We start from the raw sequence: 26599 nt of genomic DNA on the forward strand, positions 1-26599 counted from the left end.
CACCTCGTTATTCAGTTACACCCAGACTGGCGTTGACCGCCGTTCGAATTTTGTTAACCCCCAGGCCATAGATCACCTGGACATGATTGCCTTTAATCAGCACGCTGCTCCCGCCGCTCTCTTTCAACAGCGTCTGCTGGATGAGCGCGGGGTCGCGCACATCGACCCGCAGACGGGTAAAACAGTTTTCCACCGTACAAACATTCTCTTTACCGCCCAGCCCCGCAATCACCAGCGCGCCTTTGTCTGAATCGCCATGCGCCTGATCCGTCTGTGGGGAAGACGCCGCATCGGCAGCGGCTTCGCGCCCCGGGGTAAGCATTCGCAGGCGGGTAATGCAGAAGGTGCCGACCAGGTACATGGTGGCGGTTTCCAGCAGGCCGAGCAGGACAAATACCGGCCAGCGCGTCATGCTGGCGCCGGCGGGCAGGTTATAGACGACAAAATCGATAAGACCGTTTGTGGCGCAGACCCGCACGTGAAGCAGCCAGGCCAGCATCTGGAAGAAACCGTCCAGCAGGGAGTAGATGAGCCATAGCAGCGGGGCGGTGAAGATAAAGAGAAACTCAAACGGTTCGGTGATCCCCACCAGCACTGAGGTGACAATTAAGGGGATCAGCGTGACTTTGAGTCGCTGTTTATTCTCCGGTTTCGCCGTGCGGTAGAAGGCGAGCGCCATACCGGCGGTGCCAAAAATCTTCACCATCCCATAGGTTAAAAAGCGGGCGGAATCACTGAGCGCGTCAACGGGATGACGGGCGATTTCGGCGAGGAAAATGGGCTTGGCGCCAATGACGGTCTGGCCATCAATCAGCAACTGACCGCCGATAGAGGTAAAGACGAACGGCGACCAGATCAGATGATGCAGCCCGGTAGGGATCAGGAAGCGGTTGAGAAAGCCGTACAGGAAGACCCCGATGGCGCCAAATGATTTCATAAAGCCGGTCAGCGCCGAGATGCCCAGCTCCACCACCGGCCAGAGATAGACGGTGGCGATAGCAAACAGGCCCACCAGCGGCAGCATCACGATCAGCACCAGCTTGCTGTTGCCGTAGATCGACAGCGCGCCGCGAAATTCGATGCCGATCACGCGATTGTGAACAAAGGCGACAGCGCAGCCAAGGATAATACCGAGGAACACGCCCATATCGATAACCTGAAAACCGAAGATGTAGGTTTGTCCGCTGCCATACAGTTGCGCGTTGGTGGCCCCGGTCGCCAGGCGATGGGTCAGGGTCAGCCAGCTGTTGTTCGCCGCCAGGTAGACCAGCCAGGTCATGGCCGCCACGAAAGCGGCTTCGGCTTTGCGGGTTTTCGCCAGACCGCTTGCCAGCCCGAGGCAGAACAGAAACCCGAGATTGTTCATCAGCGCCCAGAGCATGCTGGAGACGAATTTCCCTAACAGATAGATCCCGCTGCTTTCCTCCACCCACAGCCGGTTGGTGGTCATGCTGAACAGGGCGATCAACAGGCCGATAGCCGGCAGATACAGCACCGGCCCGATCATCGCCTTGGAAAAGTCCTGAAGCTTTTTCACGCCAATCATGGTTGTCCTCTCGTCTTCATAGCCCGCTGTCATCACCTGATCAATAGGCTTATCAGACTAGGAGCAGACCACCGGGATCCCGAGCAGGAAAAAGGCCATCTGTGACGAAAGTCATATATATTGTTGCAGGAGAGATATATAAATATAGTCATTTTTATAGATGAGTTAACGTCTAATCTCTCGCGTAAAAGTTAACTATTATCTGTAAATACAAGGCGTTATTTGCCGTTCTTTTCCACGCCTTCCATCTCAACGAGACATCTAAAAGTGATTTATAAAAAGATTGCCACCGAACTGAAGGCCCGTATCAACAGCGACGACTACGCCGTCGGGGATATGCTGCCCAGCGAAAAAGCGCTGGCTGCGGAGCTGCAGGTCTCGGTGATGACGCTGCGCAAAGCGCTGGCGCTACTGGAGGAGGAAAAGCTGATCGCCCGGCGGCACGGCAGCGGAACCTGCATTGTGCGTAAGAGTAACTATCATGGCGGCGAGCTGGAGGGGTTTAACTACCAGATGCAGGTGGTGGGGGTCACCAACTACCGTAATAAGGTCATTGAGTTCACGTTGCTTGACGCCCCGCCGGCTATTGCCCAGCAGTTAAAGATCCAGCCGGGAGAGAAAGTCTACTACGTCAGGCGGGTGCGCCTGATTGATGAGGTCCCGATCCTGGTGGAGAACAGCTACATTCCGTACGCCGCTTTTCCGTGGCTCAGCGTGGGTAACCTTGAGCAGTCTAAGTTCAACTATTTCAAAAAAGAGTGCCATATCACCATTATCGAGAGCCACCGCAGCTATACGCCGGTGCTGGCGACCCGCGAGCAGGCGGAGCTGCTGCAGGTGGCGCCTAACAGCCTCCTGCTACGGGTGCAGTCTGTCAGCTACGCCCAGAACCGGGCGATCGTTGATTTCTCAGAGATCTACCAGAACACCAGTAAATACAATGTGAAGCACATTACCCGCCGCTAGGCCGATCCCCCCAGCAGACCCCGGAGGACAAGCTCCAGCCCCAGCGCCAGCAGGAACAACAGAAAGCCCTGACGAAAGCGCTGCGGGCTGAGACGCGAGCGGATCCGCTGTCCCAGCCACATACCGAGCAGCGCGGGCAACAGCGCCAGCGCCGACAGCAGCAGCAAATCTGCGCGCCAGCCAGCGTGCAGGGAGAGGCCGGCCGCCATCGCCAGAGTGGAGAGGGTGAACGACAGTCCCAGGGCCTGGACCAGCTCGTCGCGACGAAAGCCCAGCGCCTGCAGCCAGGGCACCGCCGGAATAACGAATACCCCGGTCGCCCCGGTGATCAGTCCGGTCAGTCCGCCCATCAGCGGCGACAGGCGCTTTTCCACGCGGGCGGAAACCTGCACCGCCGGACCACGGAGCGCGTATCCGGCATAAGCTATCAGCACGGCGCCCAGCGCCAGCGCCGACCACCGCGGGTTCAGGTGGATGAGCAGTGACGATCCTGCCAGCGTGCCGATAATCATCCCGGTCATCATTAACCAGAGGCGACGCACAATCTGCGCCAGCGCGGGGCCTGCCAGCAGCTGCCAGAGATTGGTTAACAGCGAGGGGAGCACCAGCAGGGCCGCCGCGGCCGGTGGCGGCATCAGCAGGCCAAGCAGGCCCATCGCCACGGTGGGCAGTCCCATACCGGTCACCCCTTTGACCAGCCCGGCGGCGATAAAGATCAGCAGTAAACAGAGAGTGTGAAGATCAAACATCATGGCTCACTTATCGGCTCAGAGAAGGGCATTGAAACAGCTGGTCGCCGGGTGGACAATGCGGTATGTTGCCCGCAGGCTACGGTAAAACCGAAGGGAAAGGAGGGCGTTATGCGACTGGATCTCGCCGATCTGCGACTGTTTATCGCCATCGTGGATAGCGGCAGCATTACCGGCGGGGCGGCGGCGGCCCATCTGGCGCTGGCCTCCGCCAGCGAAAGGCTGCGCAAAATGGAGGCGGAGGTCGGTGTGCCGCTGCTGCACCGTCATGCCCGGGGGGTGACAACGACCGAGGCCGGGGAGGTGCTGGCGCGCCATGCTCGTCCGTTGTTAGAGCAGCAGCGGCGTCTGCGCCAGGCGATGCACGCCTTCGCCCGCGGTCAGCAGGGCACGCTGCGCCTGTTTGCCAATACCTCGGCGATGTCGGCTTTTCTGCCAGGCAAGCTCGCCGCGTGGATGGCCGCGCATCCCGGGATACAGATCGACACCGAAGAGCGCACCAGCGCGGATATTGTCAGCAGCATTCTGGCTGGCGTGGCGCAGGCCGGGGTGGTGTCCGATGCGGTCGACCCCGGGCCGTTGCGCCTGGAGCCCGTCGCGGAGGATCCCCTGGTGCTGATCGTGCCGCCGGCCCATGCCTTGAGTGACGCCGCCGAGGTGGCTTTCGCAACGATTATCCATGAGCCGCTGGTCGCGCTCTATCAGACCAGCGCGCTGCAGCAGCATATCGAAGAGCAGGCCGCCGGAGTCGGCCAGGCGCTGAACGTCCGCATCAGGATGAGCCATTTTGAAGGGCTTTGCGAGATGGTGGCTCACGGCGCCGGCGGGGCGATCCTGCCGCGCGTTATTGCTGAACGCTACCTGCCTCGCTACCGGTTCGCCGTTATCACATTGCAGGATCGCTGGGCGCTGCGTCGGCTGTGCCTGTGCTATCAGGATGACGAACGCCTGTCGCCAGCGATGCGCCGCTTGCTGGAGTGGCTCCGCCAGCCCTGAGCCGCGATAAACGTGGCTATCATATAGTGACAGTGTCACTTTATAGGGCGGTTATTGCTACTGACATCCGTGCCAGAGATGCGATAGTAGACGTCCGCCATTTATTAACACGCGAATCAGGACAGACAAGATGAGTACATTACCAAAAGTCGCGGTGCTGGGACTCGGCGCCATGGGACACGCTTTTGCCAGCAATCTGCTGAAGAAGGGCTTTACCGTCGCGGGCTGGAACCGTTCGCCAGCGCGCGGCGAGGATTTACAGGCGCAGGGATTATCCCTGCACGCCACGCCGCAGCAGGCGGTGGCCAATGCCGAGGTGATCATCAGTATGCTCGCCGATGGTCAGGCTACCCTGCAGGTACTGGCGCAAATAGCGCCTGCCTGTCAGCCGCAGGCCATCTATTGCCAGATGGGCACCATCGGCCTGGCGGAGACCCAGGAGGCTATCGCTTTGTTGCGGGAGCGTCAGCCGGCGATGACCTTCGTCGATGCCCCGGTTTCAGGGACCAAAGCCCCGGCCGAGAAGGCGCAGATCCTGGTGCTCGCCAGCGGAGATCGTGAAAAGTGTGGCGCGGCGGAACAGGTATTTGCCGCTATCTCACGTGGGACGCAGTGGTTTGGCGAGGCGGGCAACAGCCAGAAAATGAAGCTGGTCCTCAATGCCTGGCTGATTGCGATGATGCAGGGCATCACGGAAAGCGCACAGCTGGCGAAGACGCTGGGCTTTACCCCCGACCAGCTGTGGAGCGCCCTGGAGGGCGGCCCGCTGGCGGCGCCGTATGTCAAAGTGAAACTGGACGCCATCGCCAATGAGCAATTCGCGCCGCAGATGCAGCTGGCGCATGCGCTGAAAGATGCCCGACTGGCCTTGTCCCTGTCCGAGCCGCACACCATGCCGGGACTGGATAACATCGCCGAACTGTGGCAGCAGGCGGCGGATGCGGGATTTGCCGGGCAGGATCTGTCCTCGATATATCAGTGGCTGTCGACGTCGGCGAAAGCATAGTGTAGCGCCCTCAGGAAAAAGTGGCCTCGGCGGCCACTTATCCAGAGGGGAGTTATTTTCCGGAGAGCGCCGGGCGAGTGTCGATCCCTTCGTCAATGCGCTTGATCATATAGGGAAAGAACGGATTGGAAGACTGGCGCATCAGCGAGTCCAGACCCACAACCAGCACAGAACGCTCACCGCGAGCTGCAAACGTGCCAAGGCTGATCCCGTATTGATTCAGCGGATGGGGATAGCGCCCGTACAGCGAATCGCTCAAGGGGAAGGGGAGCGCGACATGAGAAAGAGAGTAGACGTCCGGTAAATAGTGCATTCCCTGCAGCTTTTCCACCGTGGTGTCTGTTTTCCCGGCGCGGGTGGTGCGAATTTCCATCTCTGTACTGGCGGAATTGGCGTTAGTGATGATCGTGGTTTGATAAGCTCGCGGCGCCGCGGGCAGCAACCGCGCCAGCGCGGTGTAAGACGTCCGGCGTAATAATGAATTAAACCTGACCGCATGATTTAAATCGAACAGGACAATTTCACTGCCATTATCCGGCAAGCGGTTATACAGCGCCGTCACGATCGCCCGTGTACTGACCGTTGAATCCACAACGGACTGAAAGGTCAATACCGGCGGTAAGCTGTTAAGCCTATGATTTCTCGAATCCGTCACTATCTGCTTTTGCAGCGCTTTGGTCAGCAGAAACGACTGACGGGCGGCATTCGTCGGGAAGGAGTTATATTTAAACGGATTAAACTCAGGCATGATGTTTAACCATGCGGCTTTCGAGAAGGCGGGAAGAAACGCGGGCCAGCCCGCGAGGCCGGAAAAGCGCGCGAAGCGGGTAATACCGATCATTGGAGAAATCAGGATCACCCGCTGGGGTTTTGCCAGTCCGGCATTATCCAGCGCGTCCAGCGAATACTTCATTGCCAGCGCGCCGCCGTTGGAAAATCCGACGATATGCAGGGGCGCATCATGCCCCGTCAGTCGTTTCGCTTCTCTCACCGCCAGGCGCGTGGCGGCCAGCCAGTCCTGCCAGTCCACGTCGGTCAGCCCGGCGGGTACCGTCCCGTGGCCCGGTAACCTGATACCGATGGCGACATAACCCTGTTGCCGGTAATTTTCGGCGATATGCCGCAGACTGTAGGGTGTATCCGTCAGACCATGCAGCAACACCACAGCGCCTTGCGGTTTGCCATCCGGCATCATGATATATGACCGATTCCAGTTGGTGGGAAACGAGTCCGGATAGATGGGGCTGTGACTGTAGTAACGATTCAGTTCGGTTTGCTGTTCAGCGTCCAGCTTATCGGTAACCTGGCGTTTTACCTCACCGAAGAGCGCATTCTCTTTTTGGAGGTAATCGTTCCAGTCAGCATTGTCGATTTCATCCGCGCCCATTTCATGCGGAACCCAGGTATGCCAGAGCTGCAGATCGGGCCCGCGCTGAATGTCATAAACGCGTAGTCCCAGAGCGCCAACAATCAACAGCAGCAGGGACAACACGATACGTTTTAACCAGGTTACCCATTTCAACGCGTGGCTTCCTTTCTTAATGACCTGTTTTCTGAGTATAAATAATCATGGTCAGGGAAGGTTTACTTTTTACGTAAGCGTTAAGATGAAAACAAACTCTGTGAGTTCGTAGCATGATTTGCATGTTCCATGCAGCAGACATGGTATTCAAAGCGCGACGAAGATTTGTATTAATGGTAAAGGATGCTTCCTCCCATGGCTGCATTCAATATTGGCCCCCTTGAGCGCGACTGATACCCAGTATTCAAGGCCTTAGCGGGAGCGAGCAGAACTTACGCTGAATCGCTCTTGCTGGGGAGGTTTCCGGGATTTACGGTGTTATTAAACGCGTGAGCTTGCTCAATTATCCACTTACGAAAATTGGCAATTTTCGGCAGGCTTTCACACCCTGGCCTGTAGACCAGATAATAAGACAGCGGGCTTGTCAGAGAAACCTCCGGACATAAGCGAAGAAGGCGCCCGCTTTTGATGTCATCATCAACCATTATGCTCCTCGCCAGCGCGATGCCGTGACCATCAATAGCTGCCTGAAGTACCGCGGCGGAGTTATTTATTCGCAGGCCGGGTTTACGGGCTATCGACTGGACGTTAAAGCGCCGTAACCAGCGATCCCAGGTGATAAAATCCTGGTGTTGCTCCATCGACAGATCGTGAATAAGCGTCTGCTCAGTGACCCCCGTCAGACAGTTAATCGCTGGATTCACTGCCATAAGAGAGGGGGCGCATACTGGGAAAACCTCCTCAGACATTAAGCGTTCTGCCTCTAATCCTTCCCATTGCCCCAGACCATAGCGAATACCTACGTCTATACCCTGTGCGGTAAAATCCATTAACTTCAGGCTGGTTTCCAGGCGCACGTCAATATCAGGCCATTTATGCTGGAAATCTTCAATACGTGGTAATAACCACTTAGCCGCAAAGGCAGGGCTGACGGTTACGTTCAGAATACCGTTTGTCGCGCCTTCCCGCAGGAGCGTCATCCCCAGGTTCAGGCTTTGAAAACCCATGCGTATATCGGGGAGCGCACGCAGCGCAGGCTCTGTTAAAACGAGGGCGGCACGACGATTATTGCTACGATGAAACAGCGGAAAACCGACCACTTCTTCAAGTGAACGTACCAGCTGTCCGACGGCTGCCGGGGTGACATTTAACTCCTCGGCTGCAAGAGAAAAGCTCTGGTGGCGCGCACTGGCTTCAAAGGCACGTAATGCATTGAGATGAACGGGTGTTTTCATACCTGATAGAAAACCTTCTTACAAAACCAAGATTATCTCATTTGTTCATGAGGGTATTGCTTAACATAATGCAGAAACGGTGAGGGTTACAAAATAAATTATTGTACCCCCAACACTTAGTGGCGACTTTATGCGCAAAGCTTTTCTTTGCAATGGGCAAGCGAGTGTCACCGTAACGAAGTATGGCCTGAGGCTATCTTTATGACTTCCGCGAATAAATGAATTAAGGAGTTTTCAATGGCTTATTTGCAGATCAACCTGGATATCAGCGAAAAGAACAGAGCAGCAGCTGCAGCGGTATATCAAAAATACAAAGCACCATTCCTCTCAACGATCGACGGCGCTGTTTCAAAAGAACTGTTGGTACGTGCCGAAGATGTGCAAGTTCTGCATGGTTTCCACACGGTTAAACAGGCTGAAGCGTATCTCGGATCTCAGTTATTTACCGCGGATGTGGTTGAGGCACTCAAACCCTATTTGAACCGCGCGCCTGACGTGCGTATCTACGACCTTGCCCGATAACGCATTATAAAACGGAGGTAGCAGTGATGGTTCACTGGACTGAAATGCGCAAAGAACTACGGGCAGCGATCGGAGAATTCGCAGGTTTGCAACCCGATGTGATGCAAGGCATCGATAAGATGCAAAATGCGGCTGTCGCAACAGGCCACCTGGACGCGAAAACTCATGAGCTGATCGCGCTTGCCGTGGCGGTCACGACCCGGTGTGATGGATGTCTGTCCGTCCATGCTGAAGCTGCTGCAAAACAGGGGGCAACGCGCGAAGAGATCGCTGAGGCGCTTGGTGTGGCAATCACACTAAACACGGGCGCCGCGCTGGTCTATTCCAGCCGAGCACTTGACGCCTTCGACAACCTGCCTAAGTAAAAATAGTCGCGGCTTCCGTGTGGGGCCGCCTTACACATACCCTGGAAAATGCATGTTAATAAACCACGATTTCACCCAGCGCGTTACCGTTTCCTGTGATGATTACCACTGGGTTCACTCCCCTCAGACAGGGATTGATCGGGTTATGTTGGATCGTATCGGTGGTGAGCAGGCCCGCGCCACCAGCGTGGTTCGTTATTTGCCTCTTACAGTATTCCCGCAACATCAACATCCCGGTGGAGAAGAGATCCTGGTTCTGCAGGGTCAATTCTCAGAAGGTAACCGCGATTATCCCACCGGCTGGTATTTGCGTAACCCACCGGGTTCTTCCCATCAACCTCACAGCAAAAACGGCACGCTGTTGTTCGTTAAGCTTGGCCAGATGACAACCCAGGAAACTGTTCCGTTACGTATCGATACCCGTGCGCCTGAAAATTGGCTTGCGGACGGCGGAATGTCTGTTTGTCCGTTATTTGAGAGTGCACAAGAACGTGTTTGTCTGCTGCGTATTCATGCTGGTGCGCTACTGGTGGACCCTGCACTGAAGGGAGGGGCAGAGTTGTTCATCGTGGAAGGAAGCATGATAGAAGGCAACCGCATTCATGCGAAGGGGAGCTGGATACGCATCCCGTCCGGGCAGGGAATGGCGTTTACTGCCGGGATCGACAACACCCTGGTGTATCTCAAAAAAGGCCATCTCGACGTTAAGCAGGTAACAGTACCATGATGAATGCTGAGGTCATCATTGTGGGAGGGGGGCTCAGCGGGTTATACGCGGCCAGATTGCTGGAAAAAGCGGGTATTGACTACGCACTTCTCGAAGGTCGTGAGCGTATGGGGGGGCGTATCTTACAGGCGAATGCCGCTGAGGCAGATTTAGGCGCGACCTGGTTCTGGCCAACGATACAACCTGCATTGAAGCAGTTATTCAGAGAACTGAACATTGAGTCATTCAGTCACCAGGAGAGGGGGGACATGCTTTTTGAGCGTCCCAAAGATGCCCCTTCTCGCCATCCTGGATTTGTCTCTTCGCCTGCAGCCGCCCGTGTAAGTGGTGGGATGTCACGACTGCCCAATGTATTACTGGCGGAGTTAAAGCCTGGGCGCATTCAGACCGGACTGCAGGTTAAACACATCGAACAGCAAAATGGCACCCTGAACGTTTGCGGAACTTATGCCGATGGACGCCCGTTTAGCCGGCAGGCGCAACATGTACTGTTGGCATTGCCCCCTATGCTGGCTGCAGGGATCAATTTTTTCCCCGCGCTACCCACGACGTTATTGCACGCATGGCGTAACACCGGAACCTGGATGGCGCCCCATGCAAAGTATGTCGCTGTGTATCCCGATAATTTCTGGAAAAGGAAGGGACTATCCGGGGAGGTAAGAAGCAACATTGGGCCTATGGTTGAAATTCACGATGTTTCAGAACCTGACAGGATGTTTGCGTTATTCGGGTTTATTGGCGTGCCTTTTCACGAGCGTCATAAGATAGGTGACGCGGTCCTGAGAGATTTATGCAGAAACCAGTTGATAAGACTGTTTGGCGAGGAAGCCGCCTATCCCCATGCTGAATTTCTTAAAGACTGGGCGGCAGATCCCTTTACCTCCACCTCGCGCGATCTAACCCTACCCGCAGGTCATTCTGTACCACCCGCCAGCGCAAATCACGGTCCGTGGCGTAACTGTCTTACCGGTATCGCGAGCGAATGGTCCACCGTCTTTCCTGGCTATCTGGCAGGGGCGATTGATGCCGCTGCGGCAGGCGTACAACACATAATCGAGAAATAAAAGATGAAGCAAACTTATAAAGCAATGCAGGTTTCTCGTCCTGGTCAACTGGAATACGTGGAAAAAGAACTCCCGGATCCCGGCCCAGGCGAAGTGCTGATAAAAGTGGAAGCCTGTGGAATTTGCGGAGCGGATTCTGGCGTCGTTGAAGGTCTGGAAAAGCGTGTTGAGTATCCTCGCGTACCGGGTCATGAAGTGGTCGGTACGATCTGCAAAACATCGGGGCCGCTCCCTGCCTGGCTCAAACCTGGTCAACGTGTCGGCGTTGGGCGACTAGGTGGTCATTGCAACGCTTGCGAGCAATGCCGTCTTGGTCACTTTAATCTCTGTCAAAATCAACCGGTTACTGGCAGCACAAGAGACGGGGGGTATGCAGAATACATGCTGGCGCGTGAGACGGGACTGGTCGCTATACCGGATGACTTGTCCTCCGTCGACGCCGCACCATTACTTTGTGCGGGAGTAGCGACCTTTAATGCCTTAAAAAAATCTCAAGCGCAGGCTGGCGATACGGTTGTTGTTCAGGGGATCGGGGGGTTAGGACATTTAGCTTTGCAATATGCACGCAAAATGGGTTTTCGCGTTATCGCCGTTGGCAGGGGCGATGATATTGCACGAGAAGTCATTGCGCTCGGAGCCCATCACTACGTCGATACCAACATCGAAGAGGCTGTTGAAGCCATTAAGGCGTTGGGCGGCGCCAAAATTATTTTGTCGACCATCACTGACAGCCACGCCGTTTCCACTCTGCTACCCGCGCTGCTTCCCCAGGGAAGGCTGATGGTCGTTGGTGTGGGTAAAGCGCCACTGAGTTTTGCCCCGGGTCTCATGGTCGGGCGGGAGTTACAGATAAACGGCGCCATGACCGGGACGGCAATTGAATTAGAAAAAACGCTTCATTTCAGCCTGCTGGCAGCTGTGCGCGCGCAGATTGAAACGCGTTCTCTGGCACAAGCACAAGAGGCGTATGAAAAAATGCGTAGCGGAAAGGCGTCTTTTCGCATGGTTCTCACCATGGGACATCGTTGAATACCTACCTGTGTTGACCGATCTATCCTCCATAAACGTTAATGTCGACGCCGCAGTCATTGCGTCACTGAAAAGTCTCATCGGTGAAGCCAAAACAGTTGAGACCGTGGCTGCTTACAAGGTGGTTTCGCGTTTTCTGGTGGCGCTGGATATCTAGCGTCACCATCCTCTCTCTTTCCACTATCTATCGGGACCGTCGTTCATGCTGGCCGGTATCCTGGTGGTTATCCCTACACCTACTGGCGCTGTGACGTCTTCCCGGGCCTTGAGATCTGCAGCGGGTCTGAAAGCATAACCGTACGAATGCTATCCGGGCCTGCTGCCTGGATGGCTTTGTTAAAAGAAAAACTATATTAGCCAGGAAGTTTATCTGCTTGGTATGACCTCGGTTTCCATTTCATACTGCTTCATAGTGAGATTATCAAACGCCACAGGCATGACGGTTGAAAAGAACGATGACCATTCCATTGACGATCAAACAAATTGAAATGCTGGTAAAAATAAGTGAAGGGAAGGGGCTGTCAGAAGCGGCGCGCTTGCTTAATTTATCGCCCTCCGCCGTGAGTAAGGGGCTGGCGGTAATGGAAGAAAACCTGGGCGTTCCGCTGATCCAAAGAACAACCCGTTCATTTCAGTTGACTGAAGCCGGGGAGTACTTCGTTTCCAGAGCTTCGGAACTGCTCAAAGAGTTCGACGATATCATTAACACGACCTGTGGCTATTTCAACCAGCCACACGGGGCCTTGAAGGTCACCAGTTCTGTGGCGTTTGGCTACGCACATTTGATTGATATTTTCGAAGAATATCGTAAGAAAAATCATAATGTCGAACTTATACTGGAACTTGACGATCACCTGACGAACCTGAACGAAAACAATGTTGATATCGCATTGAGGGTTACCGCCACGCCCCCGCAGAACTATGCCGCCAGAAAACTTTCAAAAATCAGCTGGCTATACTGCGCTTCCCCTGATTATCTTGCACGGATGGGCTCCCCGACTAAACGTGCCGAGCTTGCAAGCCATGAGTGCCTGATCTATCCAGGATTAACGCCGCCCTTGCGCTATAACGATATCGTATCCCCGCATCCGCAGTGCGCGATAAAACCCCGAACGCCGGTTCAAGCCAACAGCAGCCTGTTGCTCTTGAAGGCGGCTCTTTCAGGGCAGGGTATTGCCTGGCTTCCCTCTTATCTCATCAGCCAGCACATCGATGCAGGGGAGCTTGTTCCTTTAAAGCTTGATGGTAAATACGCTTACCCGACGCATAGCCTCTATGCACTCTATTTCCCCAGCAAGTTTCGTAATCCAAAAGTAAGATCCTTTATTGATTTTTTGGTGGAAGAAAACCAGCCATGGAATCACTGGGAAAAAGCGATAGATAATTTGCTCTAATAGGTAAAAATCAACGTGCGTCAGATCACAATAATTAGCCGTGGCGAAATTATAAATATAAGAAAAAGCTATAACATCGATCACACTTTAAGATAAAAGGAGTTATATTTTGTGGTGCATATCATATTGTGCTGAAATAAATTTGATGTGAATAAAAGTATAAACTGTTTTCTCTAATATTCATTAGCCACCCTTTGTATGCTGTGTAAAGCTTCATGCATTCAATCAAAGATATCTATCAGGTATTTGATTGAAATATCGTCAGGGACTTGTAGGTTGCTGGATTAAATGTAGACAAGTCATTCCAGTATGTAATTAAAACATGCATAACTTTGTGTTTTTGTTAAGTCTATTGGGGACTCCTATGACCGTAGGAATTAATACTGAAGCAATTAATAATAAGAATATTCCCTTTACCATGTATGATTTAGGGTGGGTGGTGCTTTGCATCGGAGCTGCCATAGGTTCCGGAATCGTCTTTTTCCCGTTACAGGTTGGATTGAAAGGGGTGTGGGTCTTTGCCCTGGCCGTTATCCTGGGCTATCCGGCAGTTTATTACATGCAGAAGCTATTCATCGAAACGATGGCGCGCAGCGATGAGCAAGATTCCTATCTGAGTATCATCACCAGCTACGTTGGCAGTCGCTGGGGCGTGCTGCTTGGCGCGCTTTACTCCTTCACCATGCTGAAGTCGATGGTGGAGTATGCTCTTGCCATTACCAACGACAGCGCCTCGTATCTGAAAACCTTTGGGCTTACTAACCAGACGCTATCCGAACACTGGTGGTGGTCTCTGCTGTTAATCGCCGGGCTCTCGCTGGTCGCGTCGAAAGGAGAAAAGCTGCTCTTCAAAGTCTCAGGCAGCATGATTGCCGTAAAGCTGGTGATCATCGTAGCGATTGGTTTCATGGTGATCCCCTTCTGGGATCTGAGCAATATTGGTGCATTCCCAACCGTTAGCCACCTTGTCGTAGGTACGTTCCCGACGCTTCCGTTCGCTATCTTCTCCATTATGTTTGTTGGGATACTAAATCCGATGAACATCGCCTACAAAAAACGTGAAGAAGATAAGGACGTGGCAAAGTATAAAATTTTACGCGTACATAAAGTGGCTTATTTAGTTCTTGTCGCTACCGTGCTGTTGTTTGTCATGTCCATCGTACTCTCTATCAGTGAAGCCGATGCGCTACGAGCCTATCAGGACAATATCTCGGCCCTGGCTCTGGCCGCTAAGGTCATTCCTGGTGCCGCGGTCAAGTATATGAGCGTTGTTCTCAATGTGTTTTCCATCGTGACGGCGTTCCTGGCGCTCTATCTGGCCGTACATGAATCTTTCGTAGGTCTGATCAAAGTCACTGTTGAAAAAATGGTTAAGCCTCAGGCAAACAACAGCAAGGCGATTTCAGTTACCGCTTTTGTCATGGTTGTACTGGTGCTGTGGTTGATCGTGCTAACGAACTTTCCCATTCTGAAGGTGTTCGTGTTTGGTGGCGTGACTTACGGTCTTATAAGCTGCATCATTCCCGGTTTTATTATTCTTAAAAATGACAAGTTTTCTGACCTGCGTGGCGTCTCGGTTTACTATGTGATTTTAATCGGCATGCTCATGTGCATTGGTCCTTTTGTCATGTTATTTTCACAATAAGTATTACCTATACAACTTGCACCTTACTGCAACCTTGATATTTGCATTGCGTAATCATTAGTCCTGTTGTGGGTCATCATTAATTCAATTCATGTTGACCCACAAATAAAAGTGCCAGCGAAAAAATAATTATCATCGCTGCGTACCTGTGATATTAAAAGCGTTATATAAAAAAAGTGGGGAGCGGAGATGTCGCGCAATAAGATCGCAAAAAAGTTACAAAACCTTCAATCATCTGCAATTAGAGAACTACTGAAACACAGCAAAATGGACGGTGTTATTTCCCTGGGCGGCGGAATACCAGATCCAAACTTGTTTGATCGGGAAGGCTTACAGATTGCTATGGATAATATCCTGACCCATGGTTGGAAAGACGCGTTTCAGTATGGATTGAGTGAGGGTCATTCTGAATTGCGGGCAGCCATCTGCCAGATCATGCGTGACCGGGGAATTCACTGCAGCATAGAGGATGTCGTTGTGACCTCTGGCTCGCAGCAATCTCTGGATATTCTTGCTCGGGCACTGATTAATCCTGGCGATGTAGTGGTGTTAGAACGGCCTACTTACCTGGCGGCACTGCAGGTATTTCAGCTTGCTGAAGCGAACCTGATGTCGGTAGGAACTGATGCTCAGGGCATGATTGTCGATGAGCTGGAAACGCTGCTTCTAACGACCCGGATAAAAGCAGTGTATATCGTACCCACGTTTGGTAATCCCAGCGGCGTTACCCTCGTGGAGCAACGGCGTAAACAGCTGGTGGAACTCTCGCTACGCTACGATTTTATCATCATCGAAGACGACCCTTACGGCGAAATCAATTTTACGGATACGTCATTCATTCCGCTCAGAGCATGGTCTGCGGAAAGGGGTAACAGTGATAACGTTGTTTACACATCAACCTTTTCGAAGATCCTCGCGCCAGGCGCTCGGGTAGGGTGGCTGGTGCTACCGGATTGGCTCAAAAGAGGGGTTGTCAACATCAAGCAAACCACAGATTTACATACAAGTTCTCTCTCGCAGTCGCTTACCTACCACTATTTAAGCAGTGGCCGCTTGCCGGGACAGATCGCACTCATCCGAAAGGCTTATGAGCGCAAATGTCGAGTTCTAAGCCACCATTTGTTGAACGAACTAGGTGACCACATCACGTTCCACCAGCCGATGGGCGGCATGTTTTTATGGGCAAAGTTTAAATATGAGATGGATACCACGCAGTGGCTTCAGAAAACATTGCGCAACGGCGTAGTGTACGTGCCTGGTGAATTTTTCTACTGCGAAGAACCGGATCATTCCACCCTACGAATGTCGTATGTCAGCGCGACAGAAGAGAGCCTTAAAGAAGCGGTAAAACGCCTAAAAACCGCGCTTAATGAGTTGTCCTCTCCAGTTATCCCGTGAGAGGTCATAGGCCATAAATAAGACAGTAAGAGTTGTAATCAGAGGAATAGTAATAATGTCTAATCATAGTTTTGATAACCAGATATCACCAGAAACGTATCTATGTCATGGTCCGTTCGATCCCGAAGTATTTGGTGGCGTGGTTAACCCGCCTGTATATCACGCCTCAACGGTCATCTTCAAAAACTGCAAAGAGCTCAATGAGCGCCACCAGGCGCTGTTTGAAGATGCGGAAGATGAAGTGATGTATTATGGTCGATTTGGAACGCCTATCACCTTCGCCGTGCAGAAAGCCCTGGCCGAACTGGAGGGGGGGTACCGATCTTTACTGGTGCCTACTGGACTTGCAGCCTGCACAAGTGCGTTACTGGCTCTGGTTAAAAATGGCGATCATATCCTGGTCAGTAGTAGCGTTTACGGCCCGACGCGTGGATTCGTCAATAATGTGCTGGCCAAAATGGGCGTTTCGGCAACCTTTTTCGATCCGACTATTGGCGATCGCATTGCTGAACTGTTCCAGGAAAACACGACCGTAGTGTTTACAGAATCTCCTGGCTCCCAAACTTTCGATATCCAGGATATTCCGGCAATAACTCGCGTGGCGCATGCCCACAATGCTAAAGTTATTATTGATAATACCTGGGCGACACCGCTGTTTTTCAAGCCATTTGAGCACGGTGTGGATGTCTCCGTGCATGCTGCCACTAAATATATCGTTGGACATTCTGACGCGCAGATGGGGTTGATCACCACAAATAAAGAAACCTGGCTTGCCATTCGTCGCTTTATCTATCTCTTTGGTCTGCATGCTGCGCCGGATGATGTTTATCTCGCACAGCGCGGATTGCGTACTATGTCTTTGCGTCTTGGACGCCATCAGGATTCAGCGCTTAAAATTGCTAAATGGTTTGAGGAACGTGAAGAAGTGGAGCAGGTGCTACATCCGGCATTACCTTCCTGTCCGGGTCACGAAATTTGGAAACGTGACTTCACCGGTTCCAGCGGTTTGTTTAGCGTGGTGCTTAAACCTCACTATTCAAAAGAGTCCGTGGAGAAGTTTATTGATAGCCTGGAGTATTTCGGCATCGGTTTTTCGTGGGGCGGTTTTGAAAGCCTGGCTATTCCGTTTAACCCGCGTAAAGATCGTCCGGAATATCACTGGCCGTACGAAGGGCACTCCTTCCGTTTACAGATCGGCTTAGAAGATCCCGTAGATTTAGTAAAAGACCTGGATCGGGCGCTACGTCATCTAAAGGCGTAAGAACCAGGAAAAGCGCCAGTCAGGCTGGCGCTTGTTATACTAGCGCTATGACAAAACGTTGTGATTAACGGAAGCAGTAATGGATATTCCGATAGACCTTAAGCACTTACAAACTCTTTTAGCATTGCGTAAAACAGGAAGCCTGACGCGCGCGGCAGCAGCTATGCAACTGACTCAATCGGCATTATCGCACCAGATCAAACAGCTCGAAGAGCACTATAACGTTTCTCTGTTTATGCGAAAAACATCGCCCGTAAAGTTTACCCTGGCGGGTGAGCGTCTGTTACAGCTTGCTGAAACCGTGCTTAATGCAATGGAGGAAGCCAACAGGGATCTTTATAAGTTAGCGCTCGGAAAACAGGGCGCGCTCCGGATAACCCTTGAGTGTCACACCTGTTATGGCTGGTTACTACCGGTGATGGATGAGTTTCGTAAGAAATGGTCTGAGGTTGAAATTGATATTTTGCCTGGTTTTCAGCCAGATCCAGTGGGTCTTCTGTTGCAAAACAGAGCTGATGTTGCCATCGTGGATGAAACCGAGCAGACAGACCTGGTGAGTTATAGCTCCTTATTTAAATATGAAATGGTTGCTATTTTGGCAAATGAACATCCTTTAACGCGAAAGCCCTGGCTTGAAGCGGAGGACTTCCGTGGTGAATCGCTCATCACCTACGCAGTACCGGATGAACGTATCGATCTTTGTCGAAAAGTCCTTAAACCTGCCGGCATTCCAATAAGGAGGAAAACAACAGAGCTCACCATGGCTATCATTCAACAGGTTGCCTGCCAGCGGGGTATTGCCGCATTGCCTATCTGGGCAGTATCAGAATATCTTGATAAAAAATACGTCACAGCAAAGTCAATTACAGAAAATAAACTAATTTCAGAAATTTGGCTTGCTACACTTACAGAAAACATCAATAAGGACTATATCACTGACTTTATTAACTTTACCCGACAGCACTGCTTACGCTTGTTAACTGAAATCCAAACAACGTAATAATGATGTAAATCAGTTTTTTTTGCGCGAGAAGACGGCATTTTTTATTTTCAGGAGATAAAGATGAAAAAAATTATTAATACCAAAGCAGCTCCAGCAGCCATTGGACCTTATTCTCAAGGGGTGTCATTTGGTAATTTGGTGATGACTTCAGGCCAGCTACCTCTGGATCCATCAACAATGAAATTTCCCGAAGGAGGAGTAAGGGAACAGACTCGTCAATCATTATTGAATGTAAAAGCCGTTTTGGAGCAATCAGGCGCCTCGCTGGATACTGTGCTTAAAACCACTTGTTTTCTCGCAAAGATGGAGGATTTTGCAGTATTTAATGAAGTTTACACCGAATTTTTTGGCGACTCAGGAGCGCCAGCACGTTCATGCATTCAGGCCGGCAAATTACCAAAAGAAGCCTTAGTTGAAATCGAAGCTATCGCGTATATTAGGTAATACAACAGGAGGCAAAGTGGATAGACGCTGTAAACACAGGTGCACTATTTTTGCTTTGGCCTCCGTGTTTCTTTCCTGGATTGACGATATTGAATTTATTTACTACATGTAAAATAAGAAGACAGAAATAATATTTGTTTTAATCCTGTTAACTGAAGAAGTTGAATGATGAGGGCATAACTGCGTAGGCAAGGATCAGGGGCAGGCACGCGTCAATGAGTGAGAAAATCAGTGTTAATTTTGACTCGCTCCTGAATCCACAGCAGCAGGGATAACATGTTTAGAATGAAAGATATTGCAAGAAAGGGGCTGGCACCGCCGGTGCTTTTACTACTATGTTTACTGGTCAATATGTGGGCGCGTTGGCCTGTACTTATGCATATTGATGAGATATTCACCGTATCATGGAGAGTATGCACCGCCCTGGTCACTGGAGGCATTAGTCTTGGCCTGTCTCTGACGGGACTGGTAACGTTGATGAGCAATCACACAACCCTCAATGCATTACATCCGGAACGAACCAGTACGCTGGTGACCAGAGGATGTTTTCGTTTTTCCCGTAACCCCGTGTACCTTGGATTTATAGGGATACATATCGCTTTTGCCCTATTGTTAAGTAGTGTAGCTGGTTTAGTGATTACCCCGCTTCTCATTTTACTTCTGAGCAACTTGCATATACAGGTTGAAGAGGCTGGCATGCAAGAACTGTTTGGCCGACAATGGGAAGAATATTGTAATAATACCCCTCGCTGGTTCTCTCTGGCAGCATTATATGCAGTTATTAGGGGGCGCACCAAGTGATCGCAAACCGTTTTATTCATCATTCTGTAATTTGTGAATGGTCTTCATTTCACACATATCACGTATAATCCATTCATTACATAATGTTTGCCAGTCAATCGCGATATGGGGTATCGTTCCCGTGGCCTGAGATTGCAACTATATCAGTCCAACGAAGGGAGACAGTCTTCTATCATGACCTGGCACCCGGTGATTTTATCTCTGAATACGTTTAAAGAAGGAAGACAAACTATATGCACACATTAAATTTATGACAGAAAATGTTATGGCGCGTAAATCTAAAACCAGATATGGCTATATTTAATCTCGCGTTATATTACTATGCTTTCTTGTAGAATAATGGCGACACGTGAGTGTCGCCATTGTTAATATCAAAACAATGAATAGCGCTTACTTTAAAAATTAATTTCTGCGACGGCTAAATAATAATGAAAACAAACCGCCAAGTATCACTATCCCAACCAGGAGATACATAACAACGTAAAAGTTATGAGTAACACTCAGAATAAAACCAATTAATACAGGTGATAATGCACCAAAACCAACGGCCATGCCATTTAAAGCCCCCGCAGCTGCAGACATCGCTTCTGCAGGAACCATTGATTGCAAAAGGGTAAACACACAGGGCAGCTGCATTGAGGAGGCACCGATACCGAAAGAGATCACGATGGCAGCGAAAACATTATTAGTTATATTCACTCCAATCAGGATGCTTGCAGCACACAACATGGCGGAGGCAAACATTACCATGCCTTTCCTGTCAGTTTTGTCGACAATGAACCCAGCGAGCACTTTGAACAAAAGTCCAAATATAAAAGGAAGCGCGGACATCCAACCGACATTTGCCCATGAAAAACCGCGCTCGGTATTTAAATATGTTGGAAGCCAAGTTACGACACCCCATGACAGCATGGAGTTAGAGGAAAAAACAGCCAATAAAATCCAAAAGTTAAAATTGCACAGATATACTTTGGCACGTTCAATAACTGAAATTTTTTCACTGCTATTTTTATGTAAAACTTCCTCCGTGGTGCTTTTATTGATTGTTTTGAGTTCAAGATCGTTTACATATTTATTCTCCTGTGGGAAGTTTGATGTAAAAAAATAGATTAGAACAATGGGTAACAAGGTTAACGAAAATGAAAAATAAAAAGTATGACGCCAGGAATGCTCAGCTATGATCCAGGTATAAAGAGGCATGGCTAGTGCAGGAGCGAGGGACTGCCCTAAGATCCATGCCGTATTTGCTCGACCTCGTTCTCCAGCAGGGAACCAATTTTTTATGATTGTATTTTGCATCGGGTAGTAAAGACCTTCACCAATACCTAGCAAAATTCTGGTTCCTAATAATATAGCAAAGAAACTTGACATCCCCCCAACCAAAAGTGACAGGCTTATCACCACATAAGCGATAAGCATGGCTCTTCGAGGGCCAATATAATCTCCTATAGGACTTAAAAAAACATTAGCAATCCCGTAACTCGCTAAGAATAAAGACATCAACAAGCCAACTAATATTGGTTTGTCATTAAGATGCATTTCGTTTAAAAAATGTGTATTCGCTGCAATAATAGAAATATTGACACGGTCAAGATATATAATCGATAAGCTAATGAATAAAATCCCTAACACAAAAAAACGCTGTCGGGTAGGTTTTTGTACATGCTCTAAAATTGTGACACTTTGGGGCAAATCAGTATCATTTTTCATTTATTAATCCTTATGATTATTATAGGGCGATAAATTATTATTTTCCTGATATTTGGAGAGAGCAAATTTTACCTGTTAGGACTTTACGGGCGAAATGACAGCTAACTATGTGAAACCTCTGTAATAAACCATTGACGTGCCAGTTTTTCCCAAAAGAGAGCACCTAATTCGAGGTTTTTATCATTGAAGTCATATGATGTACTATGAAGATCCCCTTGAGAAAGTGCATCATTACCATTCCCAATCCATCCATATGCGCCAGGTACTTCCTGGAGCATAAAACCAAAATCTTCGGCGGTCATCGCTGGAAGAACATTATCATGCGCATTATTTTCACCAACAATTTCCCGCATCATTTTAGCCATAAATCGAGCTTCTTTGGGATGATTGTTTGTATTTGGATAACCACCTTCTTTTATAATTACCTCAGCATGTGCGCCATGTGCTTCTGCTATGCTGATGGCAATGTGCTGCATATTATCCAAAATTAATGATTGCGCTTCGTTTGTTAAGGTACGGCATGTGCCCATAATTTTTGCTTCAGAAGGGATTATATTCGGAGAACTGCCTGCCTCAATTTTTCCAATAGTCAACACGGCGGCGTCCAGAGGATTCATCCGACGTGATATTAAAGTCTGTAGATGTGTTACAATAAAGCAGGCGATCGGCACAGGATCAATAGTTGACTGGGGGAGAGCCGCGTGTCCACCTTTTCCAAAAACGGTGATCTCAAAGGTGACTCCCGATGCCATTATTGGGCCAATTTTTGTCCCCATCTGTCCTTGCGGAAGGTGAGGCCAGTTATGCAAAGCAAATACGGCCTGACAAGGAAAGAGCTTAAACAGCCCTTCGTTCATCATAACGCGTGCCCCGGCGCCGCCTTCTTCCCCTGGCTGAAAAATCAGATGAATGGTCCCATCAAAATCTCGATTAGCTGAAAGCAGTTCGGCTGCGCCAAGTAACATAGCGGTGTGCCCGTCATGTCCGCATCCATGCATACATCCTTTACGCTTACTAGCATGCATGAATTTATTCGCTTCTTCTAATGGCAGGGCATCAATATCTGCTCTTATACCTAATGCTGGTCCAGGATCATTAGCGCTACGATTTTTACCGTATATACTGCCAACAATACCCGTAGAAGCTAGCCCTCGCGTGTAGGGGATATCAAGATCCGCAAGAAAATCTGCGATTTTATCGGATGTCCGATGCTCCATAAATTTTAATTCTGGATGCATATGTAAATCATGCCTAAATTCTGTGAGCCTCTTCACATTAAGAGTTGTTATATTCTTATCTGACATGAGAAATCTCTTTTTAGTTAGCGTTAACCCTCGAAAAGGTAACAAATATTTTATCTTTATTGATCTAATTCACATAAAATCAATCTTCTCAAACCACCTTAGTGAATTCCTGCCCGAAAAATACTTGCTTGAATTCATTCTACATGGATGATAGAGAATGCTAGCTATGTCGTAAAATACCTTTTCAACATCTAACTCATACCATCGAGGTATATCTATGGAATTGCGTCAATGCCGCTACTTCATCTCAGTAGCGAAGCTCGGCAGCATTAGTCAAGCAGCCTTAGAACTCCATATTGCTCAACCTGCTCTAACTCGGCAGATCCAAAAACTGGAAGAGGATCTTCAAGTCATGCTCTTCAAACGAACGGGGCGAGGAGTGCAACTTACTGATGCAGGAAGTCAGTTCCTCATTGACGCAGAAATATTAATCGACAATGTTACGGTCATAAAGGAACGTGCTATTCGGGCCTCCCGTGGAGAATGTGGTAATATCTCTCTAGCACTTCCTGTAATACAAAATGCAGCGCCGCCGATCACGGCATTATTAAAAAAATTCAAGAAAACGTCACCGCTCGTCGGCATTACGCTTCACCACCTCATATCTGAAGTGCAACTTTCAAAGATCGCTGAGGGAGATCTTGATGCTGGTTTTTTATTGTTCAGACCACTTAATGATCCTCTTTTTGCAGGAATCCCCGTTTTCAAAGAAAAAATGTTATTAGCTTATCCGGCTGAATGGAAGTGGCCTGATAATAAGGAACCTCGTTACTTAAGAGATTTGCAAAATCTTGACTTTATATGGCTTCCTCGTACCGCCGCACCGGCGTGGCATGATCGACTTATTCATTGCTTTTACGATGCGGGTTTTACGCCGCGTTCCGTTATGCACGGCGTGGATGCAGTATCCATGCTTACGTTAGTTAGCGCCGGCATGGGATGTACCATCGTTGCAGAAGGGATTAGACACCTTGCTCCGCCAAACGTGTCGTTTGTGGCATTAGAAGATTTAAACCTGGTACAGGAATGGGAATTAGTATGGCGCAAAGACAGATGCTCTGAAGTTTTAAAAAGTTTAATAAATCTGATTTGAGCATATAACGCGCGCTAACAGCTGATTACATGACTGCTGCTTTTTGAGCGCATGCGGTCAAACGGGACTAATGGCATGAGCTTATGCTTTCGACTGGCGATAAGGGAGGAGACCTCTATGCAGACGCTTAGTCTCCTGAAACGTCGGCCTGTGCGCCATCGTGCTGGTATGACACGCGTGGCCAGCAGTTGTCCTGCATTGATCCGATCGCCAATAGGGACCTTCAGAAGGTCAGCACTATAAGCGAGTATCGACGCAACAGAGTAAGAGCAAAATAAAGCGTCACCAATAGAACCGTGATTCCATGGCGAAAAAGCGCATTCGCTTTACTTCTCCAAAACGGCTTATGAAGCGGCAAATCAACCAAAAGAGCTTCTGATTGTTAAAGATGCCACACATGTCGATTTATATGATCGTATGGATAAGATCCCGTTCGATAACATCACTGCATTTTTTAACAAAAATCTTAATAAGTAAGCCATAGCACCGTCCGGTGCTTTCAGATGCAGTGTCTGTGCGACAAACGACATACACTGCTCTTGAAAGAGGAGAAGTTTATGTTCTGGAACCCTGAATTATTAACAAGAATAGATGCGGCCGACGACCTGAAAATCGCTCCGTATCATCCCGATATGAATACGACCGGTACGCCGACGTGGATTTGGGAAGTGAAGGTGGAGAACAGACTTTTCGTCCGAGCCTATAGTGGTACCCGTTCAAAATGGTATCAGGCTGCATTGTCCCAGCAGGCGGGTAAGATACTGGCTATTGGACAGGAGTTCGACGTCCTGTTCGCAAAACCATCAGACCCTGAGCTTGAAAGTAAAATTGATCAGGCTTATCAGAAAAAGTACTCCAGCAGCAGCTATGTTTCAGCAATGACAGGGACACGCGCCAGAGCGGCCACGATTGAGATTTTACCTTCGTGATTTCCTGTCAAAGTGATACTGGGTGTTCTGTGAGACAAAATCTGCCTGTTTAACTTTAATTTCCCTGAAACTGGAGGCAAGTATGAAACATACACAACCGCCAGTTTCTGGTCCGGTGAAAGTTCATCTTCAGGAAGCATTGTCCATTAAGGTAGGAGTTTGAATATCAGATGACAGGGCGAACATGTACTATGAACATAACGCAAGAAAAGGGATGTCAGTCATAAATAAGTACCGTGTTGATTTGTTAAGAGGCCGCTGTCAAATATGAAGTTATTGGGCACTATACGTCATTTAACATAATATACATTATGCGCACTTAGATTATGGTGGCTGAGTTGTAAGGCCTGCTGCTGGATAAGTGACCCGTAGATTCACCATGGAGGGATTCTGATGACGGCTTATGCAGCGGACGTTTTCACTTTGGACGAAGTTAACCGACTCAAAATCATTCAGGACGTTGTCGACCGGAGTCTGACCACACTTGATGGCCACACAGCGCCTGAGTATATCTGATCGCCAGTACCGACGCCTTCTGTTGCACTGCCGTGAATCAGGCTCGCCAGATATCGCTAACCGCCGTTGTTGAAATCTCAGCAATAACCAGCTGCCAGATGACCTTGCACAGTACGCGCTCAATATTATCCGCGAGCGCTATACCGACTTTGGGTCTACGCTGGCGTGTGAGAAACTCGCAGAACTGCATGATGTTCATCTGTCCAAAGAGACTGTCCGTTCACTCATGGTTAAAGCCGGTCTCTGGATCCCCCGCAAACAACGTGCGCCAAAAATTCAGCAGCCACGCTATCGCTGGGCCTGCTGCGGCGAACTCATACAGATAGATGGCTGTGACCACCACTGGTTCGAGAACCGTGCACCCGCCTGTACCGCACTGGTCTATGTCGACGATGCGACGAGCCGCCTGATGCAGCTTCGTTTCGTTAAATCGGAATCGACCTTCACGTATTTTGAGGCCACCCGGGGCTATCTGGAAAAGCATGGTAAACCACTGGCATTGTACAGTGACAAAGCCAGCGTCTTCAGAATCAACAATAAAAATGCCACCGGCGGCGATGGTTACACCCAGTTTGGCCGTGCGATGCACGAACTGAGCATCCAGACTATCTGCGCCAATACTAGCTCCGCCAAAGGCCGTGTGGAACGTGCCCATCTGACGCTTCAGGATCGCCTCGTAAAGGAGCTCAGGCTCAGGGGCATCTCTTCAATGGATTCAGCTAATGATTATGCCGATGAATTTATGGCCGATTACAACCGACGTTTTGCTAAAGCGCCCCGGCATGACTTTGATGTGCATCGACCACTTGAAACTGACGATGACCTGGCAGCATTTTTCACATGGAGGGAGCCGCGCCGTGTGTCAAAATCCCTGACAGTGCAATATGACAAAGTGCTCTATCTGATTGAAGATAATGAGTTAAGCCGCAGGGCTATCGGAAAATATATTGAGGTCTGGCATTACCCGGATGGTCGTAAAGAGCTCCGCCTTAATGGCGCTGTTCTTCCCTACTCCACCTATGATCGCCTTCAGGAAATAGACCAGGGCGCTATCGTGGACAACAAGCGCCTCGGGCGGACACTTGAGTTTATTAAGCTGGTTCAGGGCAAACGCGACGATAACCGTTCGCAAGCTCTCCCTGCCGGAGATGGCCCTTCCCGGCGGCGCAGAAAACCGACAGAGAAGAAATCCCAGCGTTCCCTGAATGGTGACGATATGCTGGAAGCATTGAAGACATTACAGTCCCGTTCTGAGGAAATTTTCGGTACAAGGAAATGACATGGATCTGATGGCAGACATAAGCCCGCCCCTTATAGAACTTTCTAATGCCTTCAGAATCAAACGCCATATGAATACTTATTCCGTAATAGTTG

At 49.9% G+C, this 26599-nt stretch carries 23 protein-coding genes and 3 pseudogenes; 20 read left to right on the forward strand and 6 right to left on the reverse strand.

The window, feature by feature from the left end; genetic code table 11:
* Nucleotides 1–7 precede the first annotated feature (7 nt).
* Nucleotides 8–1546, reverse strand: a complete 1539-nt coding sequence (locus K5R89_RS03420) for a PTS transporter subunit EIIC (RefSeq protein ID WP_217259152.1) — start codon at nucleotides 1544–1546, stop codon at nucleotides 8–10.
* Between the two features lie 267 nt (nucleotides 1547–1813).
* On the opposite strand from K5R89_RS03420, the gene K5R89_RS03425 reads away from it, so the two are divergent.
* Nucleotides 1814–2512: a GntR family transcriptional regulator gene (locus tag K5R89_RS03425; RefSeq protein ID WP_217259151.1), complete on the forward strand. Its 699-nt coding sequence runs from the start codon at nucleotides 1814–1816 to the stop codon at nucleotides 2510–2512.
* On the opposite strand, the gene K5R89_RS03430 is transcribed toward K5R89_RS03425, so the two are convergent.
* Nucleotides 2509–3261 carry a sulfite exporter TauE/SafE family protein gene (locus K5R89_RS03430; protein WP_217259150.1) on the reverse strand — a complete coding sequence of 251 codons (753 nt, stop codon included), beginning with the start codon at nucleotides 3259–3261 and terminating at the stop codon, nucleotides 2509–2511. The two genes, K5R89_RS03425 and K5R89_RS03430, sit on opposite strands and share 4 nt — an antisense overlap.
* Before the next feature lie 111 nt (nucleotides 3262–3372).
* Here K5R89_RS03430 and K5R89_RS03435 point away from each other — a divergent pair, with 111 nt between their 5' ends.
* Nucleotides 3373–4257, forward strand: coding sequence for a LysR family transcriptional regulator (locus tag K5R89_RS03435; protein ID WP_072413183.1), 885 nt, complete (start codon nucleotides 3373–3375; stop codon nucleotides 4255–4257).
* Between the two features lie 130 nt (nucleotides 4258–4387).
* Nucleotides 4388–5263, forward strand: coding sequence for an NAD(P)-dependent oxidoreductase (locus K5R89_RS03440; RefSeq protein WP_217259149.1), 876 nt, complete (start codon nucleotides 4388–4390; stop codon nucleotides 5261–5263).
* Nucleotides 5264–5315: 52 nt separating this feature from the next.
* Here the strand turns inward: K5R89_RS03440 and K5R89_RS03445 are convergent, their stop codons facing one another.
* Both K5R89_RS03445 and gcvA read right to left on the reverse strand, forming a co-directional pair.
* Complete coding sequence (locus tag K5R89_RS03445; protein ID WP_049014116.1) at nucleotides 5316–6785, reverse strand: carboxylesterase; 1470 nt, start codon at nucleotides 6783–6785, stop codon at nucleotides 5316–5318.
* Between the two features lie 272 nt (nucleotides 6786–7057).
* Nucleotides 7058–8020 carry a transcriptional regulator GcvA gene (gene gcvA, locus K5R89_RS03450; protein WP_217259148.1) on the reverse strand — a complete coding sequence of 321 codons (963 nt, stop codon included), beginning with the start codon at nucleotides 8018–8020 and terminating at the stop codon, nucleotides 7058–7060.
* 237 nt (nucleotides 8021–8257) lie between these two features.
* On the opposite strand from gcvA, the gene K5R89_RS03455 reads away from it, so the two are divergent.
* The 13 genes and pseudogenes from K5R89_RS03455 (at nucleotide 8258) to K5R89_RS03510 (ending at nucleotide 19673) form a co-directional block, all read left to right on the forward strand.
* Entirely contained in the window at nucleotides 8258–8542 is a 285-nt protein-coding gene (locus tag K5R89_RS03455; protein ID WP_112201557.1) for a hypothetical protein, read from the forward strand.
* A gap of 26 nt (nucleotides 8543–8568) precedes the next feature.
* Complete coding sequence (locus tag K5R89_RS03460; protein ID WP_101990377.1) at nucleotides 8569–8907, forward strand: carboxymuconolactone decarboxylase family protein; 339 nt, start codon at nucleotides 8569–8571, stop codon at nucleotides 8905–8907.
* Nucleotides 8908–8959: 52 nt separating this feature from the next.
* Entirely contained in the window at nucleotides 8960–9634 is a 675-nt protein-coding gene (locus K5R89_RS03465) for a cupin domain-containing protein (protein WP_101976800.1), read from the forward strand.
* Nucleotides 9631–10698: an FAD-dependent oxidoreductase gene (locus K5R89_RS03470; RefSeq protein WP_044523063.1), complete on the forward strand. Its 1068-nt coding sequence runs from the start codon at nucleotides 9631–9633 to the stop codon at nucleotides 10696–10698. The genes K5R89_RS03465 and K5R89_RS03470 overlap by 4 nt, the downstream gene beginning before the upstream one ends.
* 3 nt (nucleotides 10699–10701) lie before the next feature.
* Nucleotides 10702–11727: an alcohol dehydrogenase catalytic domain-containing protein gene (locus K5R89_RS03475; RefSeq protein WP_044523066.1), complete on the forward strand. Its 1026-nt coding sequence runs from the start codon at nucleotides 10702–10704 to the stop codon at nucleotides 11725–11727.
* A pseudogene (locus tag K5R89_RS27765) lies at nucleotides 11726–11884 on the forward strand (carboxymuconolactone decarboxylase family protein); the annotation flags it as partial. The gene K5R89_RS03475 and the pseudogene K5R89_RS27765, both read left to right, overlap by 2 nt.
* A gap of 298 nt (nucleotides 11885–12182) precedes the next feature.
* Nucleotides 12183–13121: a LysR family transcriptional regulator gene (locus K5R89_RS03480; protein WP_044523072.1), complete on the forward strand. Its 939-nt coding sequence runs from the start codon at nucleotides 12183–12185 to the stop codon at nucleotides 13119–13121.
* Nucleotides 13122–13485: 364 nt separating this feature from the next.
* On the forward strand, nucleotides 13486–14766 hold the full coding sequence (locus tag K5R89_RS03485; RefSeq protein ID WP_217259147.1) for an amino acid permease: 1281 nt from the start codon (nucleotides 13486–13488) through the stop codon (nucleotides 14764–14766).
* Nucleotides 14767–14955: 189 nt separating this feature from the next.
* The gene (locus K5R89_RS03490) at nucleotides 14956–16164 is read left to right on the forward strand and encodes a PLP-dependent aminotransferase family protein (RefSeq protein ID WP_217259146.1); all 1209 of its coding nucleotides are present in this window, start codon (nucleotides 14956–14958) and stop codon (nucleotides 16162–16164) included.
* 55 nt (nucleotides 16165–16219) lie between these two features.
* Nucleotides 16220–17425 (forward strand): cystathionine beta-lyase, encoded by a 1206-nt coding sequence (metC, locus tag K5R89_RS03495; protein WP_075206815.1) that lies wholly within the window; start codon nucleotides 16220–16222, stop codon nucleotides 17423–17425.
* 79 nt (nucleotides 17426–17504) lie between these two features.
* Nucleotides 17505–18425 carry a LysR family transcriptional regulator gene (locus tag K5R89_RS03500; protein WP_049014112.1) on the forward strand — a complete coding sequence of 307 codons (921 nt, stop codon included), beginning with the start codon at nucleotides 17505–17507 and terminating at the stop codon, nucleotides 18423–18425.
* 63 nt (nucleotides 18426–18488) lie between these two features.
* Complete coding sequence (locus K5R89_RS03505; RefSeq protein ID WP_032452850.1) at nucleotides 18489–18872, forward strand: RidA family protein; 384 nt, start codon at nucleotides 18489–18491, stop codon at nucleotides 18870–18872.
* A gap of 285 nt (nucleotides 18873–19157) precedes the next feature.
* Nucleotides 19158–19673, forward strand: a complete 516-nt coding sequence (locus tag K5R89_RS03510; protein WP_254242777.1) for an isoprenylcysteine carboxylmethyltransferase family protein — start codon at nucleotides 19158–19160, stop codon at nucleotides 19671–19673.
* A 402-nt stretch (nucleotides 19674–20075) separates the two neighbouring features.
* On the opposite strand, the gene K5R89_RS03515 is transcribed toward K5R89_RS03510, so the two are convergent.
* Together K5R89_RS03515 and K5R89_RS03520 are read right to left on the reverse strand one after the other, a co-directional pair.
* On the reverse strand, nucleotides 20076–21383 hold the full coding sequence (locus tag K5R89_RS03515) for an MFS transporter (RefSeq protein WP_217259144.1): 1308 nt from the start codon (nucleotides 21381–21383) through the stop codon (nucleotides 20076–20078).
* Between the two features lie 101 nt (nucleotides 21384–21484).
* Nucleotides 21485–22687 (reverse strand): M20 aminoacylase family protein, encoded by a 1203-nt coding sequence (locus tag K5R89_RS03520; RefSeq protein ID WP_217259143.1) that lies wholly within the window; start codon nucleotides 22685–22687, stop codon nucleotides 21485–21487.
* Nucleotides 22688–22904: 217 nt separating this feature from the next.
* Here K5R89_RS03520 and K5R89_RS03525 point away from each other — a divergent pair, with 217 nt between their 5' ends.
* From K5R89_RS03525 to K5R89_RS03540, 4 genes and pseudogenes are all read left to right on the forward strand, one after another.
* Nucleotides 22905–23780: a LysR family transcriptional regulator gene (locus K5R89_RS03525; protein WP_217259142.1), complete on the forward strand. Its 876-nt coding sequence runs from the start codon at nucleotides 22905–22907 to the stop codon at nucleotides 23778–23780.
* A gap of 303 nt (nucleotides 23781–24083) precedes the next feature.
* Nucleotides 24084–24257, forward strand: a pseudogene (locus tag K5R89_RS03530) (alpha/beta hydrolase); the annotation flags it as partial.
* A gap of 80 nt (nucleotides 24258–24337) precedes the next feature.
* Nucleotides 24338–24709, forward strand: a complete 372-nt coding sequence (locus tag K5R89_RS03535) for a DUF2255 family protein (RefSeq protein ID WP_025999258.1) — start codon at nucleotides 24338–24340, stop codon at nucleotides 24707–24709.
* A gap of 393 nt (nucleotides 24710–25102) precedes the next feature.
* Nucleotides 25103–26504: pseudogene (locus K5R89_RS03540) on the forward strand (ISNCY family transposase).
* The last annotated feature ends 95 nt before the right edge of the window (nucleotides 26505–26599 follow it).

Source organism: Klebsiella sp. TF21-TM, from assembly GCF_019753495.1.
Taxonomy (GTDB): domain Bacteria; phylum Pseudomonadota; class Gammaproteobacteria; order Enterobacterales; family Enterobacteriaceae; genus Klebsiella; species Klebsiella quasipneumoniae.

Excerpts from the sequence above, each read along its gene's own strand:
- K5R89_RS03420 (WP_217259152.1), bottom strand. The coding sequence starts at position 1,546 with ATGATTGGCGTGAAAAAGCTTCAGGACTTTTCCAAGGCGATGATCGGG.
- K5R89_RS03430 (WP_217259150.1), bottom strand. The coding sequence starts at position 3,261 with ATGTTTGATCTTCACACTCTCTGTTTACTGCTGATCTTTATCGCCGCC.
- K5R89_RS03435 (WP_072413183.1), top strand. The coding sequence starts at position 3,373 with ATGCGACTGGATCTCGCCGATCTGCGACTGTTTATCGCCATCGTGGAT.
- K5R89_RS03440 (WP_217259149.1), top strand. The coding sequence starts at position 4,388 with ATGAGTACATTACCAAAAGTCGCGGTGCTGGGACTCGGCGCCATGGGA.
- gcvA (WP_217259148.1), bottom strand. The coding sequence starts at position 8,020 with ATGAAAACACCCGTTCATCTCAATGCATTACGTGCCTTTGAAGCCAGT.
- K5R89_RS03455 (WP_112201557.1), top strand. The coding sequence starts at position 8,258 with ATGGCTTATTTGCAGATCAACCTGGATATCAGCGAAAAGAACAGAGCA.
- K5R89_RS03460 (WP_101990377.1), top strand. The coding sequence starts at position 8,569 with ATGGTTCACTGGACTGAAATGCGCAAAGAACTACGGGCAGCGATCGGA.
- K5R89_RS03465 (WP_101976800.1), top strand. The coding sequence starts at position 8,960 with ATGTTAATAAACCACGATTTCACCCAGCGCGTTACCGTTTCCTGTGAT.
- K5R89_RS03470 (WP_044523063.1), top strand. The coding sequence starts at position 9,631 with ATGATGAATGCTGAGGTCATCATTGTGGGAGGGGGGCTCAGCGGGTTA.
- K5R89_RS03475 (WP_044523066.1), top strand. The coding sequence starts at position 10,702 with ATGAAGCAAACTTATAAAGCAATGCAGGTTTCTCGTCCTGGTCAACTG.
- K5R89_RS03480 (WP_044523072.1), top strand. The coding sequence starts at position 12,183 with ATGACCATTCCATTGACGATCAAACAAATTGAAATGCTGGTAAAAATA.
- K5R89_RS03485 (WP_217259147.1), top strand. The coding sequence starts at position 13,486 with ATGACCGTAGGAATTAATACTGAAGCAATTAATAATAAGAATATTCCC.
- K5R89_RS03490 (WP_217259146.1), top strand. The coding sequence starts at position 14,956 with ATGTCGCGCAATAAGATCGCAAAAAAGTTACAAAACCTTCAATCATCT.
- metC (WP_075206815.1), top strand. The coding sequence starts at position 16,220 with ATGTCTAATCATAGTTTTGATAACCAGATATCACCAGAAACGTATCTA.
- K5R89_RS03500 (WP_049014112.1), top strand. The coding sequence starts at position 17,505 with ATGGATATTCCGATAGACCTTAAGCACTTACAAACTCTTTTAGCATTG.
- K5R89_RS03505 (WP_032452850.1), top strand. The coding sequence starts at position 18,489 with ATGAAAAAAATTATTAATACCAAAGCAGCTCCAGCAGCCATTGGACCT.
- K5R89_RS03510 (WP_254242777.1), top strand. The coding sequence starts at position 19,158 with ATGAAAGATATTGCAAGAAAGGGGCTGGCACCGCCGGTGCTTTTACTA.
- K5R89_RS03515 (WP_217259144.1), bottom strand. The coding sequence starts at position 21,383 with ATGAAAAATGATACTGATTTGCCCCAAAGTGTCACAATTTTAGAGCAT.
- K5R89_RS03520 (WP_217259143.1), bottom strand. The coding sequence starts at position 22,687 with ATGTCAGATAAGAATATAACAACTCTTAATGTGAAGAGGCTCACAGAA.
- K5R89_RS03525 (WP_217259142.1), top strand. The coding sequence starts at position 22,905 with ATGGAATTGCGTCAATGCCGCTACTTCATCTCAGTAGCGAAGCTCGGC.
- K5R89_RS03535 (WP_025999258.1), top strand. The coding sequence starts at position 24,338 with ATGTTCTGGAACCCTGAATTATTAACAAGAATAGATGCGGCCGACGAC.